This is a genomic window from Fibrobacter sp. UWB16, from assembly GCF_900215325.1.
GTDB lineage: Bacteria > Fibrobacterota > Fibrobacteria > Fibrobacterales > Fibrobacteraceae > Fibrobacter.
Window position 1 is genome coordinate 179,680 of record NZ_OCMS01000004.1, and the last position, 16,063, is coordinate 195,742.

Genomic DNA, 16,063 nt, shown 5'->3' on the forward strand with positions numbered 1-16,063 from the left:
GCTACTATGTTCAAATCACTACTCTTCACATTAGGGATCTTGCCTATGACTGCTTTAGCATTCCAAGTCGGCGCCTGGGTCGGTGGCCCCGGCCAATACCCGCAGCCCACCCAAGAAAACGTGCAAGCATTCCAGGATTTGCAGGGCACGCATGTTGACCTCATCAGCTACTTTGCGCTTTTCGACATGAACGACTGGAACGCGACCGAGGAATTCGCAAATGTTGCGAAAGACAACGGCTCCACGCTTGTGGTGACCTGGATGGCAAACGGCTACAACGCCCAAGACCTGGTGGACGGAAAAGCCGACGAATACATCCGTGACTACGCCAAGGGCGTTAAAGGCTATGGCGAAGAAATCTGGCTCAGGCCGCTCCACGAAGCGAACGGCGACTGGTACGACTGGGGCGTAGGCAAGGCTGGCGCCGGCAACACCGATGCAAACGTCGCCGAAGCATTCCGTCATATCGTAAAAATCTTCAAGGAAGAAGGCGTAACGAACGTCAAATGGGTATGGACCACCAACGCCTCAAACGCAGGAAAGGGTTCGACGCTTACCGGCAACTACCCCGGCGACGAATACGTGGACTACATTTCCATCGACGGTTACAACTGGGGCAAATGCCAAAGCTGGTCTAGCTGGCAGACGTTCTCGCAGGTGTTCAAAAAATCCTACGACGCACTCGCCAAAATCAACAAGCCGCTTTTCATCGCAGAAATTTCGAGTTCCGAACTTGGCGGCAACAAGGCTGAATGGATTACCGACATGTTCGAGCACTTCGCGACCGACTTCTCCCGCGTATTCGCAGTGATGTGGTTCAGCCAGAGCAAGGAAGATAACGAAGGCGACTGGGCGCTCAACACCTCGCAGGCCGCAGTTGATGCATGGAAGGCGGGCATTGCAAAGATGAAAACCATCGACAACACAGCACTCAAGCCGGCCGGAAGGGCAGCCAGCAGTTCCTTTCGCCTGCAAGACGGCAAGCTCTACATGCAAACCGGCAAAGCATTAAAGGCAAGTGTCGTGCAGTTTGACTATCAGGGCCGTGTCCTGTGGCAGAGCCCGGTGCAGCACTTCACCGCGGGCGTACACGCTATCGACGCTCCCAAGGCAAACGTACAAAGCATTTACAAGTTATCCGTGAAGCGCTAAACAAAACTTATTCATAAAACTCCTTGGACAACCCCCATTCTAGCACACCCCAAAGGTAACGCTAGAGTGGGAATTTTTTATCCCCAGCTGAGCCATATCGTCATAAACTTATCGTAGACTTCATAAACACCTTGGCTATTCGTAACAATCTGCTTTTCGAGCAAGGCAGTTAACGCCTTTTGAACACTACTTGCAGAAAGGCTGTATTTCTTTAAGAACTGACGACCTGTAATTTGCGAAACACGCCCTTCTTTTCCGATTGCAATGAGGAGCATTTTTTGCGGGGGCGTCAAAAGGAATAGCATATTCTTGTATATCTCTGAATTTTCCTCAACGATATCCTCTACTGTTTCTTCCAATCGAGCAACATTAAAAGAACAGCCTTTTTCTGTAATGGAATAGGCATAATTCATGATTTTCTGGATGTACCACGTCACACCGCCAAATCGCGCATAAGCCTCATGAATTGAATCTTCATCAATCTTTCGCCCATTCTTTTCAAAGTGGTACTTTATAAATTCAGAATACTTACCTTCGGGGATGACATCCAAGTTCATAATGGACACACTTTGGTAAAAAGGACGCGCCGCCGATACAAAAATTTCGCCCATCATTGTCCGTTCAGAACCCGCAAAGACAAAATTCGCATTATGGCAATTCTGTATATAAGTGCGTAAAGTCGCTTCATTATTCTTTTCCGGATAGCTCGAAATAGACTGAAACTCGTCAATAGCTATCAAGCACGGCTTATCTGCACTTTCAATATACGCAAAGATCTCTTCTAACGTAATTGCCGGAGTCTGGACATCGCCAAGTTCAACATTCCACGAAGGTAACCCTTGCACATCAAAAGATATTCCTGCCCTCAAGGATTTTACGGCATCAACAAAAGATTCAATAGCCTTCTTGCCGCGCGGCTTTAACGCATTCACAATCTGGCGTCCCATCTCATAGACGAAATCGCCAAGATTCTTGGTCGCGTAAATATCAATTATAAAGGTGTTATAACTACGGACGATTTTCGGTTGCGCAAAGCAGTGCCTAATGAGCCCAGTCTTTCCCATGCGGCGTGAAGATATCAACGCCACATTATTGCCATTCGTAAGCAAACGGGTGAGTTTCTTAGTTTCTTCTTCACGGTCACAGAAATACTCTGCACTCAAATAACCAGATGTCAAAAAAGGATTGATTACGGCATTATCCATAGCGAAACCTCGTCTATACCGTAAATATACAATTTTTATCCAAAAAGGATTATCCTTTTTGGATAATCCTAATCTGATAATGAAGATTCCCGCTCGGAGGCGGGAATGACAGCAATAGAGATTACGACCTTCGCAAAATGCAGAAAAGGTCTCGCTGTAAAGCGAGACCCTTCTCTAGGATAATTCTGTGCTTGCGCGCAGGAATTAGAAACGGAAGTGAGCGAAAGCCTTGTTGGCTTCGGCCATCTTGTGCGTATCGTTCTTCTTGCGGACTGCGTTGCCTTCGCTGTTCTTAGCGGCAACGAGTTCTGCTGCAAGACGTTCTGCCATGTTGGCTTCGTTGCGGTTACGAGCTGCATCGAGGAGCCAGCGGAGAGCGAGAGCCTTGGCGCGATCCGGAGCAACTTCCATCGGAACCTGGTAGTTTGCACCACCAACGCGACGGGACTTGACTTCGACACGCGGCTTGATGTTTTCAAGGCAGAGTTCGAACTTTTCGAGCGGAGTTTCCTTACCTTCAACCTTCTTGTCGAGGAGGTCAAGAGCGGTATAGACGATCTGTTCAGCGATGGTCTTCTTACCCTGCTTGAGAACGACACCGACGAGTTCGGTAACGAGGGTGGACTTAAAACGCGGATCCGGGAGGATGGAGCGATGGAGAGCCTTTCTTCTTCTAGACATAGATTACTTCCTTACTTCTTGGCCGGAGCGGCACCTTTCTTCTTAACACCGTACTTGGAGCGGCCGTTCTGACGGCCGTTGACTGCCTGAGTATCGAGCGTACCACGGATGATGTGGTAGCGAACACCCGGAACGTCCTTCACACGACCACCGCGGATGAGCACGATGGAGTGTTCCTGGAGGTTGTGGCCTTCACCCGGGATGTAAGCGGTAACTTCCATCTTGTTGGAGAGGCGCACACGGGCAATCTTACGAAGAGCGGAGTTCGGCTTCTTCGGGGTGCTGGTGTAAACACGGGTGCAAACGCCGCGCTTCTGGGGGCAGGACTTCAAAGCTACGGAAGCGGTCCTGTTGCTGATCTGTTCACGTCCGTTACGGACGAGCTGTTGAATAGTTGGCACTGTTTAATCTCCTAGATTTTGGAGTGCAAATATAGTTTTATTTCCAAATATTTCAAGTACTTAGCTGTTAATTATCCGAATCTTCCTCGTCAGAAGAGCCGATTTCGTTATCCAGGAGCTGGATTCCGGAACCAGAGTCGTAATTTTCAGCCTGTACATTCTGCAAACGAGAGCGTTCTTCCATTTCGTCGGCATCGGCATCGATCACTTGGACGTTCCTCAAGTGACGGGCACCAGTACCGCACGGAATAAGTCGACCCATAATCACGTTTTCCTTAAGACCCATGAGCGGATCCACGCAGCCTTCGATGGAGGCGCGAGTAAGGATTTTTTGGGTTTCCTGGAAGGAAGCTGCAGAAATGAAGCTGTCCGTTGCCAAAGAAGCCTTAGTGATACCAAGGAGCATCGGTTGATACTTAGCTTCAGCCTTACCGAGAGCGCGCAGACGTTCGTTTTCGGTACGGAGACGGGTCTTGGAAATTTCTTCGCCCGGCAAGAGATCCGATTCACCCGGATCCAGAATGCGGACCTTACGCATCATCTGACGAACGATACATTCGATGTGCTTATCTGCAATAGCCACACCTTGCAGGCGGTAAACTGCCTGGATTTCGTTCACCAAGTGGCGCTGCACATCCTCGGGTCCGAGAACGTCGAGGATATCGTGCGGGTCCACACTGCCTTCGCTGATCTTCTGACCAGCACGGACACGGTCACCGTCATTGACCGCCAGATGGATACCACGCGGAACCAGCACTTTCACTTCGTTGCCATCCATCTGCTGAATAATAACTTCTTGGTTGTTGCGCACTTCGTTACCGTACTTGACGAGCCCGTCAACCGGTGCGATGAATGCCTTGTTCTTCGGAACGCGAGCTTCGAAGAGTTCAGCGACGCGCGGAAGACCACCGGTAATATCGCGGGTCTTACCAGCTGCACGCGGAAGCTTTGCGATAACCTGACCGGAAGTAACGCGGTCACCCTGATGCACGGCGAGGATAGCGCCGTCAGGCAACATGAAGTGGCCAACCTTTTCGCCACGGTCGTCGTTGATGACGATGACCGGACGCAATTGGTTCTTACCGTGCTGCTTGTCGCTAATGACGATCCACGTTTCGACGTCGGTCATTTCATCGCGTTCAATACGGTAAGTTCTGTTTTCAATAAGATTGCTAAATGCGATCGTACCGGAAACGTTCGTGATAATCGGGCTGTTATACGGATCCCATTCGAACATGCTTTCGCCCTTCTTGACGGTAGCATTGTTTTCGACGTGCAAGATTGCACCGTACGGAATCTGGTAACGACCCTTGTTAATGCCGGTCGTATCGAAAATAACGAGTTCGCCCATACGGGAGACGACAACCTTCTGGCCTTCGTGGTCGACTGTTTCGACCTGTTCGAGTTCGATGTGGCCATCGACTGCAGCCTTCTTGTCGCTTTCAACCGTCAAACGGGAAGAAGCACCACCGATATGGAACGTACGGAGGGTAAGCTGCGTACCCGGTTCACCGATGGACTGTGCAGCAAGCACGCCAACAGCTTCGCCGAGGTCAACCGGACGACCGGAAGCAAGCATACGGCCGTAGCACTTGGCGCAGACACCGTTCTTGGAATTACAGGTGAGCACAGAGCGCATCTTGATGTGTTCAAGACCCGTAGCAGAGATCTTCGGGAGGTCGCGTTCGGTTACGAGTTCGCCAGCCTTGACGATCACTTCGCCCGTCACCGGGTGCTTGATGTCATCGACCGGGGCGCGACCGAGGAGACGTTCTTCAAGAGGAATGACAGTATCGTCACCGTCCTTGAATGCAGAAACTTCGATACCATCGGTAGTTCCGCAGTCCGGTTCGGTAATCACGAGGTCCTGGCCCACGTCCACGAGACGACGGGTAAGGTAACCAGCGTCAGCCGTCTTAAGAGCGGTATCAGCAAGACCCTTACGAGCACCGTGAGACGAAATGAAGTATTCCATCACGTTCAAGCCTTCACGGAAGCAGGACTTAATCGGGTTTTCAATAACTTCCTGACCACCGAGCTGCTTGATCGGCTTCTGCATCAAACCACGCATACCGGACAGCTGCTTAATCTGTTCACGGCTACCACGAGCGCCGGAGTCAGCCATCATGTAGACCGGGTTGAAACCGTCACGGTCGTGAGAGAGCAAGTCCCACTGCTTGGCTGCAACATCGGACGTCGTCTTGGACCACACGTCAATCGTCTGGTTATAACGTTCGCCGTCAGTAATGACACCGTCTTCGTAAAGGGCGCGAATCTTGGAAACCTGTTCGGCAGCCTTGTCGAGCATTTCCTGCTTTTCCTTCGGGATCACCATTTCGGCGATAGCCACAGAGGAACCAGCGCGAGTTGCCCACTTGTAACCGTTAGCCTTGAGGTCGTCGAGGTAGTCGACAGTCACGCGGTTGCCGGTACGACGATAGAGGTCGTCGATGGACTTAGCAATCACCTTCTTGCCGAAGGTTTCGTTGGCGTAGCCAAGAGCGTTCGGAACAAATTCGTTGAAGATGATACGGCCGACAGTCGTCTTGATGACGTTGTCTTCCTTAAGGGTGAGGAACTTAATCTTTTCGCCAGCCTTGACCTGGACTTCGAGATTGCCATTGTCATCAGCCATTTCGCGGATGCAAGTGCAATCCTTTTCGAGAGCGCCCATATAGATCTTGCGACCTGCCGGGAGCTTCAAGTAAACATTGGCGTTCAAATCCACGACATCGTTTTCGTAAGCGCGAACGGCTTCGGCCGGGTCGTAGAAGTGCATGCCTTCACCCTTGCGGTTCGGACGCGGCTTGGTGAGGTAGTACAGACCAAGCACAATGTCCTGGCCCGGCACAGCGATCGGCTGACCAGAAGCCGGGTGAAGAATGTTGTTCGAAGAAAGCATCAACACGCGGCATTCGAGCTGAGTTTCGAAGCTAAGCGGAAGATGGCAAGCCATCTGGTCACCGTCGAAGTCAGCGTTGAATGCTGTACAGACGAGCGGGTGGAGGCGAATCGCGTTACCTTCGATGAGCTTCGGATAGAATGCCTGGATACCCAAGCGGTGAAGCGTCGGAGCGCGGTTCAACATGACCGGGTGGTCTTCAATAATCTGTTCGAGAATGTCCCAAACTTCAGGACGTTCTGCGTCAACGTACTTCTTAGCAGACTTGAGCGTGTAGACAATGCCTTCTTCTTCCAAGCGCTGGATGATGAACGGCTTGTAAAGTTCAAGAGCCATGCGCTTCGGGAGACCGCACTGGTGCATGCGAAGTTCCGGTCCCACGACAATCACGGAACGGCCGGAGTAGTCAACACGCTTACCGAGCAAGTTCATACGGAAGCGGCCCTGCTTACCCTTGAGGAGTTCAGCGAGGCTCTTGAGCGGACGTGCAGAACCTGCACGAGCGGTGCGGCGGCCGCTATCGAACAACTGGTCGACAGCTTCCTGGAGCATACGCTTTTCGTTGCAGAGAATCACGTTAGGGGCACGGATGTCAATCAACTTTTTCAAGCGGTTGTTGCGGTTGATGACACGGCGATAGAGTTCGTTCAAGTCGGAGGTAGCAAAGCGGCCACCTTCGAGCGGTACGAGCGGACGAAGATCAGGCGGGATAACCGGAAGAACGTCGAGGATCATCCAGGACGGCTGGTTAGCGAGCAAGCGTGCTTCGTTCGGATACTTGTGGCGGAATTCTTCGTAGGCGTCGGCAAGCACAAAGTCGGAGTGCTTGGCTTCGTAGTCTACCTTGAATTCGGCAACAGCTTCGGCAAGACCCTTGAGCCAGGCCTTGCTTGCGTCGCGGGCCGGATCCGGATTCTTGTAGTAGCTGCGGAAGCTTTCCATCTGGGACTTCTTGAAGGCTTCGACGACCTTGAGGCGCTTCACGGCGTCGTCCTGCTTGGTCTTGGACTTGGAAGTAGCCTGCAAGCGGAGTTCTTCGGAAAGCTTGGTCAAGTCGACGCGGTCGAGCAACTGCTTGATAGCAGATGCGCCCATCTTGGCTTCAAATTCACGGCCTTCGGCAACGAGGTCCTGATACTGAGCTTCGTCGATCAGGGAGTTCGGTTCAAGGTCGGTCGTACCCGGATCAATCACCACGTACTTTTCGTAGTAGATGATATGGTCGAGGTCCTTAGTATTGAGGTTGAGGAGTGCACCAATGACGCACGGCTGGTTACGGACGAACCAGGTGTGAGTCAGAGGGATAGCAAGTTCGATGTGGCCCATGCGTTCGCGACGGACCTTGGAGTGAGTCACTTCAACGCCGCAACGGTCGCAGATGACGCCCTTGTAGCGGATGCGCTTGAACTTACCGCAGTTGCATTCCCAGTTCTTAACCGGTCCAAAGATCTTTTCGCAGAAAAGACCATCCTTTTCAGGCTTGAAGGAACGGTAGTTAATCGTTTCCGGCTTTGTCACTTCGCCATAGGACCAGTAACGGATCAGGTCCGGGGAGGCGAGATGAATAGAAATGTCGCCAAACTGTTCAGTCATTTCTTCAGCCATAATTACTTGTCTCCAGTGGTCTCGATATCAAGACCCAAAGAATGAACTTCGCGAATCATAACATTGAAGGATTCAGGGATACCCGGCTTCGGAGTATTCTGACCCTTGACAATGGCGTCATAGACCTTGGAACGGCCCTGCACATCGTCAGACTTGACGGTGAGGAGTTCCTGCAACGTATAAGCGGCGCCGTAAGCTTCCATAGCCCACACTTCCATTTCACCGAAGCGCTGGCCACCGAACTGGCTCTTACCGCCAAGCGGCTGCTGCGTCACGAGAGCGTAGCTACCGATAGAACGTGCGTGGATCTTGTCGTCGACCAAGTGACCGAGCTTGAGGTAGTACATGTAACCGATGGTCACCGGGTTCAGGAGGGCTTCACCGGTCTTGCCGTCGTAAAGTTTGGCCTTACCGATAATCTTGTTGTTATCCGGATCCATTTCGTAGTTCACGATCGGGTTCTTCTGGTAAGCCTTTTCGAGTTCCTTGCAGATGTCTTCGAACTTGGCACCGTCGAACACAGGAGTCGTCACCTTGAAGCCGAGAGTCTTTGCAGCCCAGCCCAAGTGAACTTCAAGCACCTGACCGATGTTCATACGAGAAGGCACGCCCAGCGGGTTCAGAAGAATCTGGAGCGGACGACCGTCTTCAGTGAACGGCATGTCTTCGACCGGAACGATTCTCGAGACGACACCCTTGTTACCATGGCGACCTGCCATCTTGTCACCGATGGAGAGGCAGCGCTTCTTTGCGATGTAGACCTTGACGCTCTTGAGAACACCCGGCTTGAGTTCGTCACCCTTCGTGACCTTGTCGATTTCCTTTTCCATCGTGCGGGTAAGGGTATCGAGGTTGTCGCGAGCGACGAGAACGAGAGAGAGCACCTTGTCCTGGAGGTCATCGTCATCCACAACGAATGTGGAGAGCGGAGAGACCTTCGTCACGTCGATGAGTCTGAGGTTCTGTTCGTTATAAGTCTGACCTTCGCGGATGAGGAGTTCGTGAGTTTCGTTGTCCATGACCTTGCCAGCAGACTTGCCTGCGAGGAGGTCGAACAAGTGTTCACGGCATGCATCCTTGATGCGGTCGATCTGGCTCTGGAAATTCTGACGAATTTCTTCGATCGTTTCCTGATCCTTTTCCTTGCTCTTCTTGTCGGCCTTGTCCTTCTTGCTGAAGATACGGGTTTCGAGCACGACGCCCTTCATTCCCGGAGGAGCCTTGAGGGAAGAGTCACGCACATCGCCGGCCTTTTCGCCGAAGATGGCACGGAGCAAACGTTCTTCCGGAGTGAGTTCGGTTTCGCCCTTCGGGGTAACCTTACCGACGAGGATATCGTCCGGACCGACTTCAGCACCGACGCGGATCACGCCGTTTTCGTCGAGGTTGCGGAGAGCGTCTTCACCGACGTTCGGAATTTCACGAGTCAATTCTTCCGGACCGCGCTTGGTGTCGCGGACTTCCATTTCGTATTCTTCGATATGGATAGAAGTGAACGTGTCCTTGATGGCAAGTTCTTCGGAGATAATGACAGCGTCTTCGTAGTTATAACCGTTCCACGGGAGGAAGCCGATGAGGATGTTCTTACCGAGAGCGAGTTCGCCGTGGTCGGTAGAAACACCGTCAGCCAAGACGTCGCCGACCTTCACGAAGTCGCCAACGTTCACGATCGGCTTCTGGTTGATGCAGGAATCCTGGTTGGAACGTTCAAACTTGCGGAGCGTGTATTCGTCAATCGGATCCTTGCCGAGGAATTCATAGTTTTCGCCAAGGCCAGTGAGCGGTTCAAATACGCCGTTCACCATCTTGCCGCGCTGCACAGTGATGTTGCGAGCGTCGACAAACGTGACCTTACCGTCGTGCTTTGCACGGACAACCGTACCCGAGTCAAGAGCGGCGCGGCGTTCGAGGCCAGTACCCACGACCGGAGCTTCGGCGCGGAGCAGAGGCACAGCCTGGCGCTGCATGTTAGAACCCATCAATGCACGGTTAGCGTCATCGTGTTCGAGGAACGGGATAAGACCAGCAGCCACAGACACAATCTGCATCGGGGCCACGTCCATGAGGTCGATACGTTCGGTTTCGGTGTCGCCGATGGCGATGGAATCCTGCTTCATCAAGTGCGGGTATTCGCTCTTGTCGCGGACGATGACATAGCCGTCCATGTCGCCCTTGAAGCGGTTGTTTTCGTCAAGTTCGGTAGAAGCCGGAGCGACCTTGAAGGAGTCTTCTTCGTCTGCAGTGAGGTAGCTGATGTAGTCGGAAACGATCTGTTCCACGACGTCGCCCACCTGCACGTAGTCCGGAGTGCCGTCGAAATCGTCGAGGGCAAAGCCGTTCTTGCTGTAAGAAACGTTACCGTCGGCATCCTTGAGCTGGAACACTTTGTTCACGAAGCCTTCGAACAATTCGCGCTGGCGGTTGTCGAGGTTCAAGCGGACAGTGTCGATTTCCTTCTGGGTGAGTTCAAGTTCCACGAAGAGGTGCGGATCATGAACGAAGCCCTTGAAGATACCGAAATGCCACTTTTCTTCCGGGAAGTAGCACTTGTTGCCCTGAGCGTCCTTGAATTCAACGAGACCCACAATACGGTACGGGGTTTCGATGAAGCCGAAGTGGTTCACCACGGCGTAAGATGCGAGGGAGTTGATAAGACCGATGTTCGGACCTTCCGGAGTTTCAATCGGGCAGAGACGGCCATAGTGCGTGTAGTGAACGTCACGGACTTCGAAGCCTGCACGTTCACGGGTAAGACCACCAGGACCGAGAGCGGAGAGACGACGCTTGTGAGTAAGTTCAGAAAGCGGGTTCATCTGGTCCATGAACTGGGACAACTGGCTCTGGCCAAAGAATGCCTGGACGACAGTAGAGACCATGCGAGTATTCACGAGTTCGCGCGGAGTCGTCTGTTCTTCTTCGGAATGGAGAGAAAGGTTTTCGCGGATGACGCGAGACATACGGGAGAGGCCGACGGAAATCTGACCGGCAAGGAGTTCGCCCACGGAACGTGTACGACGGTTGCCCAAGTGGTCGATATCGTCAAGAGTGTAGCCTTCGTCGCCGTTGAAGAGGCCGACCATGTATTCGATGATAGCGAGGAAGTCAGTCTTGCTCATCGTCATCTGGGTCACAGACGGCATCTTGAATTCGTTGACGCGGTCGAAGCGTTCAGCAACTTCCTTAACCTTGGCAAGAATAGCAGCGGTGTAAACCTTTGCGTTCAAGCGGTAACGACCGACTTCGCCAAGATCGTACTTGTGCGGGTCGTTGAGGAAGAGTTCGTCGAAATAGCGTTCGGCGGTCTGGAGGTTCGGAGCTTCTTCCTGCTGCTGGTGGGTCACGGAGTAGACAGCCTTGAGGGCGTCTTCGCGGGACTTCGTCTTATCGGCAGCGAGCGTGTAGTGGATGAGGAGGTTGTCTTCTTCCTTGGAAAGCACGGTGATCTTTTCGACACTGCTTTCGCGGAGGCGTTCGAGCTTCTTGTCGTCGATGACAGTGTTGGCTTCGAGGATGATTTCACCCGTTTCTTCGTCAACGACATCATTGAAGATGATGCGGTTGATGAGGGTGCAGACACCTTCCTTGTCAAAGTCATTGAATGCGGCATCGTCGAGAACGATTTCGTCGGTCTTCTTGTAGAAGAGGTTCAGGATGTCCTGAGTCGTTTCGAAGCCGATGCAGCGAAGCATAGCGGTAGCGGCGATCTTCTTTTTGCGGTCGATGATGAGGTAAAGTATGTCGCCTTCGGTGTTGAATTCAACCCATGCGCCGCGGTGCGGAATAATACGGCTCTTGTAGTCGGAGCGGCCGTTAGGTTGCATTTCTTCGTCAAAGCTCACACCAGGAGAACGGTGCAACTGCGAAACGACGACGCGTTCGGCGCCGTTAATGATAAACGTTCCGTTCTCGGTCATGATAGGAAGTTCGCAAACCAAGACATCGTTCTTGATTTCTTCCTTGAGCTTGCTTTCTTCTCCGTCCTTTTCGAACACCTGGAGGGAGAGAGTTGCAAAAAGTTCCATGGAATACGTGAGACCGCGCTCACGGCATTCGGGGATGCTGTATTTCGGGATGCCGAAATAATATCCTTCATACTTCAAGGAATACAGATCCTTGTCATCGGTGATCGGGAAGATATCGCGGAACACGCGTTCAAGCCCGACGTTCATCCTTTTTTCTTGCGGAATGTCCTTTTGAAGGAATTGCTCGTACGAAGCCTTCTGGACTTCGATCAGGTACGGGAGTTCCAGGTGGAACTTGTTGGAGGAATAAGACTTTCGCTCCGTCGTCATTAGAAATACCTCATCCGGTGAAGAGCCTAATAATAGTCAAAAAACACCAAAAGCCCGCACTGTTGTGCAGGCAATTGGTAAGGAAGAATTAATGCAGCAAAAGCATTACTTAAGGGTAACCTTTGCTCCGAGTTCTTCGAGTTTCTTCTTGAGAGCTTCGGCGTCAGCCTTCGGTGCAGCTTCCTTGATGACGCTGTTGGCAGTTTCGACGACCTTCTTAGCTTCAGCGAGGCCGAGACCCGTGATAGCGCGAACTTCCTTGAGGATAGCCATCTTCTTGGCCGGATCGATTTCGGCGAGGATGACGTCGAATTCGGTCTTTTCTTCAGCAGGAGCTGCAGCAGCTGCAGCCATAACTACAGCGCCACCGGCAGCGGCTTCGATGCCGTGGGTTTCTTTAAGGTAGTCAGCCAAAGCCTTGGCTTCGAGAAGGGTAAGACCAACGATTTGATCGCCCAATGCCTTGATATCAGTTGCCATGATGTGTTTCTCCGATTATTCCGTTTAAAATTTTTGGTTTGTGGTTTGTTGTTAAGCTTCCGCTGCAGCAGGGGCTGCTTCGGAACCCGATTCTTTTTCCAGTTTTTCCTGGAGGGTCTTGAGCTGACCGGCGATCGTGGAGCCAGGTCCGAGAGCGATAGAGACGATCATTGCGATCATGCCCTTACGATCCGGAATCTTGGAGAGGTTCACGACTTCGGAGCCCGGCATTGCCTTGCCATCAAGGTAAATGCTCTTGGCAACCAAGAAATCAGGGTTTGCTTTGTGGAATGCTTCAATTTCGCGAGCCGGCAGGAGCGGGTCTTCTTCGAAACCGACCATCACAGACGTTGCGCCAGTGAGGGAATCGTTGAGACCTTCAACCTTGAGTGCTTCGAGAACGCGCTTGAGAAGAGTGTTCTTCACAGCGTGGTACTTGACACCCTTAGCAGCGAGGGCCTTGCGGAGGGCATTGTCCTTGTCGACAGTGATGCCCTGGAAATTGAGCAGATAGACGGCGGTAGCGCCCTTGAAGGACTCGACGAGCGCGTCCACGGTCTGTTGTTTTTTAACTACAGCTTTCATGGTTTCTCCTAGCGCGTCAGTGCCATATCAAGTTTGATGCCCGGGGCCATCGTAGCCGTCAATGTGAGGCTCTTGATGTAAGTGCCCTTAGAAGATTGAGGCTTGTTCTTCACAACAGAGTCGATGACAGACTTCGTGTTTTCAACGAGCTGATCGGCAGTGAAGGAAAGCTTGCCAACCGGAGCGTGGACGTTAGCGCCCTTGTCAACGCGGTAGGAAATCTTACCGGCCTTGAGTTCCTTGACGGTCTGAGCGACGTTAACAGTCACCGTACCAGCCTTGGGGCTCGGCATCATACCACGAGGACCGAGGACACGTGCGACCTTACTAATCACCGGCATCATGTCGGGAGTAGCAACGACGGCGTCGAAATCCAGCCAGCCTTCCTGAATCTTCTGAACCAAGTCGGCACCACCAGCGTAGTCAGCACCTGCGGCTTTGGCAACTTCAAGGTTGTTGTCCTTGCAGAACACCAAGACGCGGACCTGACGACCGGTACCATGCGGAAGCACGACAGTGCCACGAACCACTTGGTCGGAATGTTTTGGGTCCACACCGAGATTGAAGTGTACTTCGACCGTCTGGTCGAACTTCAATTCGGACTTTTTGAGTATTTCGATTGCTTCCTTCAAATCGTACGCTTTGGTGCGATCGAAAGATTCAGCAATCTTTTTGTATTTTTTTCCTCTGAACATGAAATTTTCCTGTCAGATACGTAACGGTGAATTACCTGCCTCAGTCAACCACTTCAATACCCATGGAACGAGCAGTGCCCGCAACCATGCGCTTGGCGGCTTCGAGGTCGATTGTGTTTAGATCCGGCATCTTCTTTTGGGCGATTTCCGTGATCTGGGCTTGAGTGATCTTGCCAACTTTCTTACGGTTGGGTTCACCAGAGCCGCTCTGCACGCCAGTAGCCTTCTTGATGAGGGCCGGAACCGGCGAGACCTTCGTGATGAAGGTGAAGCTCTTGTCAGCGTAGACCGTGATGACGACCGGCACAATCATGCCCTTGTCATTCTGAGTCTTAGCGTTAAACTGTTTGCAGAACTCCATGATGTTCACGCCCTTCTGACCAAGGGCAGGACCTACCGGCGGAGCTGGGTTAGCTGCGCCACCGGGAATCTGGAGCTTAATATAACCTGTGATTTTCTTTGCCACTGTATTATCTCCGTTTCAAAGACCGTAATCAATTATGCGTCGGCGGATTCAACCTGGTTAAAGGCGAGTTCGACTGGCGTAGAACGACCAAAAACGGAAACCATGACCTTGATCTTGGCTTCCATAATTTCATCTACGACGCCCACAAAGCCCTTGAACGGACCTTCCTTGATGCAGACATTTTCGCCAATTGTATACGGAATTTGGATCTCGCCTTCGATGGAGTTTTCAGGATCAACACCCAGAAGACGATCGACCTCGCTCTGACGAAGCGGAATAGGTACTCGAGAAGCGCGAGTCATTCCGCCGAAATGGGTGACACCATTGATGGTGGACACCAGGTGCTGGGTGAGCTCGTCCAGCTCCATTTCAATAATGATATATGCAGGAAACAAATTTTGGACGCTTACCCGACGCTTACCGCGAACGTTGGAAACAACTTCGCGAGTAGGCACGATAATACGTCCAAATTTATCTTGAACGCCTTCGCGCTCAATCATTTGCTCAAGGCGTTTCTTGATATTGTTTTCTTGACCGGTAAAGGTGTGAACGGCATACCACTGCATGGACATACACTAACCTCTACCCATGATGAAATTGACAATCCAAGAGAGCACAAAGTCGAGCCCTGCAATATAGAATCCCATGATAACGCTGAAAAGCATTACAACAAGAGTAGAACCTTTAAGCTCTTCCCAAGTGGGCCAAGTAACCTGTTTCAGTTCTTGGACAGATTCTGATACATATTGCTGAACCTTACGCATTTTTTCTCCGGGAAGTGAGCAGGTCGAGAGGGACTCGAACCCCCAACCAACGGTTTTGGAGACCGTGACTCTACCAATTGAGCTATCGACCTATTCGGACTTCCTTACTTGGATTCCTTGTGAACAGTATGCTTGCGGCAGAAGCGGCAGTACTTCTTGTATTCCACGCGGGAAGGATGAAGACGCTTGTTCTTGTCGCAATCATAGTTGCGCTGATTGCATTCTGTGCATTCAAGCACGATGAGTTCTCTAGGCATTTTTAATCCTGATTACTTGATGATTTCGGTTACAGAACCTGCACCAACCGTGCGGCCACCTTCACGGATAGCGAAGCGGAGCTGCTTTTCCATAGCGATCGGAGCGATGAGGTTCACGTGAATCGTGACCGTGTCACCCGGAGTAACCATTTCGACACCTTCCGGGAGCTGGATCGTACCAGTAACGTCGGTGGTGCGGAAGTAGAACTGCGGACGGTAGCCATTCATGAACGGCGTGTGACGGCCACCTTCGTCCTTCGTGAGAACGTAGATTTCAGCCTTAAATTCGGTGTGCGGAGTGACGGACTTCGGAGCTGCGAGCACCATGCCACGGACGATGTCCTTCTTTTCAGCGCCACGGAGGAGGAGGCCAACGTTGTCACCGGCCTGAGCGTCATCGAGGAGCTTACGGAACATTTCAACACCGGTAATGACGTATTCGGTGGTTTCACCGAGACCGATACGTTCAACCTTGTCGTTGAGGCGAACGACACCGCGTTCGATACGGCCAGTAGCGACAGTGCCGCGGCCAGTAATCGTGAACACGTCTTCGATCGGCATGAGGAACGGCTTGTCGG

General features: G+C 52.0%; 14 protein-coding genes and 1 tRNA gene. 1 reads left to right on the forward strand and 14 read right to left on the reverse strand.

Going from position 1 to position 16,063, the window contains the following annotated elements; genetic code table 11:
* Positions 1-45 precede the first annotated feature (45 nt).
* Positions 46-1,152 (forward strand): glycoside hydrolase family 26 protein, encoded by a 1,107-nt coding sequence (locus CRN95_RS12915; RefSeq protein ID WP_235003044.1) that lies wholly within the window; start codon positions 46-48, stop codon positions 1,150-1,152.
* A 77-nt stretch (positions 1,153-1,229) separates the two neighbouring features.
* On the opposite strand, the gene CRN95_RS12920 is transcribed toward CRN95_RS12915, so the two are convergent.
* The 14 genes from CRN95_RS12920 to CRN95_RS12985 all read right to left on the reverse strand — a co-directional run.
* Positions 1,230-2,357 carry an ATP-binding protein gene (locus CRN95_RS12920; protein ID WP_097021164.1) on the reverse strand — a complete coding sequence of 376 codons (1,128 nt, stop codon included), beginning with the start codon at positions 2,355-2,357 and terminating at the stop codon, positions 1,230-1,232.
* A gap of 204 nt (positions 2,358-2,561) precedes the next feature.
* Positions 2,562-3,038 (reverse strand): 30S ribosomal protein S7, encoded by a 477-nt coding sequence (gene rpsG / locus CRN95_RS12925; RefSeq protein WP_073424720.1) that lies wholly within the window; start codon positions 3,036-3,038, stop codon positions 2,562-2,564.
* Positions 3,039-3,049: 11 nt separating this feature from the next.
* Entirely contained in the window at positions 3,050-3,439 is a 390-nt protein-coding gene (rpsL, locus tag CRN95_RS12930) for a 30S ribosomal protein S12 (protein WP_015731968.1), read from the reverse strand.
* A gap of 67 nt (positions 3,440-3,506) precedes the next feature.
* Positions 3,507-7,946 (reverse strand): DNA-directed RNA polymerase subunit beta', encoded by a 4,440-nt coding sequence (gene rpoC / locus CRN95_RS12935; protein ID WP_088630088.1) that lies wholly within the window; start codon positions 7,944-7,946, stop codon positions 3,507-3,509.
* A 2-nt stretch (positions 7,947-7,948) separates the two neighbouring features.
* A complete protein-coding gene (rpoB, locus tag CRN95_RS12940) occupies positions 7,949-12,238 on the reverse strand; it encodes a DNA-directed RNA polymerase subunit beta (protein WP_097021165.1) in 4,290 nt (1,429 codons plus the stop codon).
* 105 nt (positions 12,239-12,343) lie between these two features.
* On the reverse strand, positions 12,344-12,718 hold the full coding sequence (gene rplL / locus CRN95_RS12945) for a 50S ribosomal protein L7/L12 (RefSeq protein ID WP_015731969.1): 375 nt from the start codon (positions 12,716-12,718) through the stop codon (positions 12,344-12,346).
* 51 nt (positions 12,719-12,769) lie between these two features.
* A complete protein-coding gene (rplJ, locus tag CRN95_RS12950; protein WP_014545988.1) occupies positions 12,770-13,303 on the reverse strand; it encodes a 50S ribosomal protein L10 in 534 nt (177 codons plus the stop codon).
* An 8-nt stretch (positions 13,304-13,311) separates the two neighbouring features.
* Positions 13,312-13,998 carry a 50S ribosomal protein L1 gene (gene rplA, locus CRN95_RS12955; protein WP_014545989.1) on the reverse strand — a complete coding sequence of 229 codons (687 nt, stop codon included), beginning with the start codon at positions 13,996-13,998 and terminating at the stop codon, positions 13,312-13,314.
* A gap of 40 nt (positions 13,999-14,038) precedes the next feature.
* The gene (rplK, locus tag CRN95_RS12960) at positions 14,039-14,464 is read right to left on the reverse strand and encodes a 50S ribosomal protein L11 (protein WP_014545990.1); all 426 of its coding nucleotides are present in this window, start codon (positions 14,462-14,464) and stop codon (positions 14,039-14,041) included.
* A 32-nt stretch (positions 14,465-14,496) separates the two neighbouring features.
* Positions 14,497-15,036: a transcription termination/antitermination protein NusG gene (nusG, locus tag CRN95_RS12965; RefSeq protein ID WP_088630086.1), complete on the reverse strand. Its 540-nt coding sequence runs from the start codon at positions 15,034-15,036 to the stop codon at positions 14,497-14,499.
* Between the two features lie 3 nt (positions 15,037-15,039).
* Complete coding sequence (gene secE / locus CRN95_RS12970; protein ID WP_014545992.1) at positions 15,040-15,228, reverse strand: preprotein translocase subunit SecE; 189 nt, start codon at positions 15,226-15,228, stop codon at positions 15,040-15,042.
* Positions 15,229-15,247: 19 nt separating this feature from the next.
* Positions 15,248-15,320, reverse strand: a tRNA-Trp gene (locus tag CRN95_RS12975).
* 12 nt (positions 15,321-15,332) lie between these two features.
* Positions 15,333-15,485, reverse strand: a complete 153-nt coding sequence (gene rpmG / locus CRN95_RS12980; RefSeq protein WP_014545993.1) for a 50S ribosomal protein L33 — start codon at positions 15,483-15,485, stop codon at positions 15,333-15,335.
* Between the two features lie 12 nt (positions 15,486-15,497).
* Positions 15,498-16,063, reverse strand: a 566-nt coding sequence (locus CRN95_RS12985; RefSeq protein ID WP_255405880.1) for an EF-Tu/IF-2/RF-3 family GTPase, incomplete at its 5' end; no start/stop codon positions are given.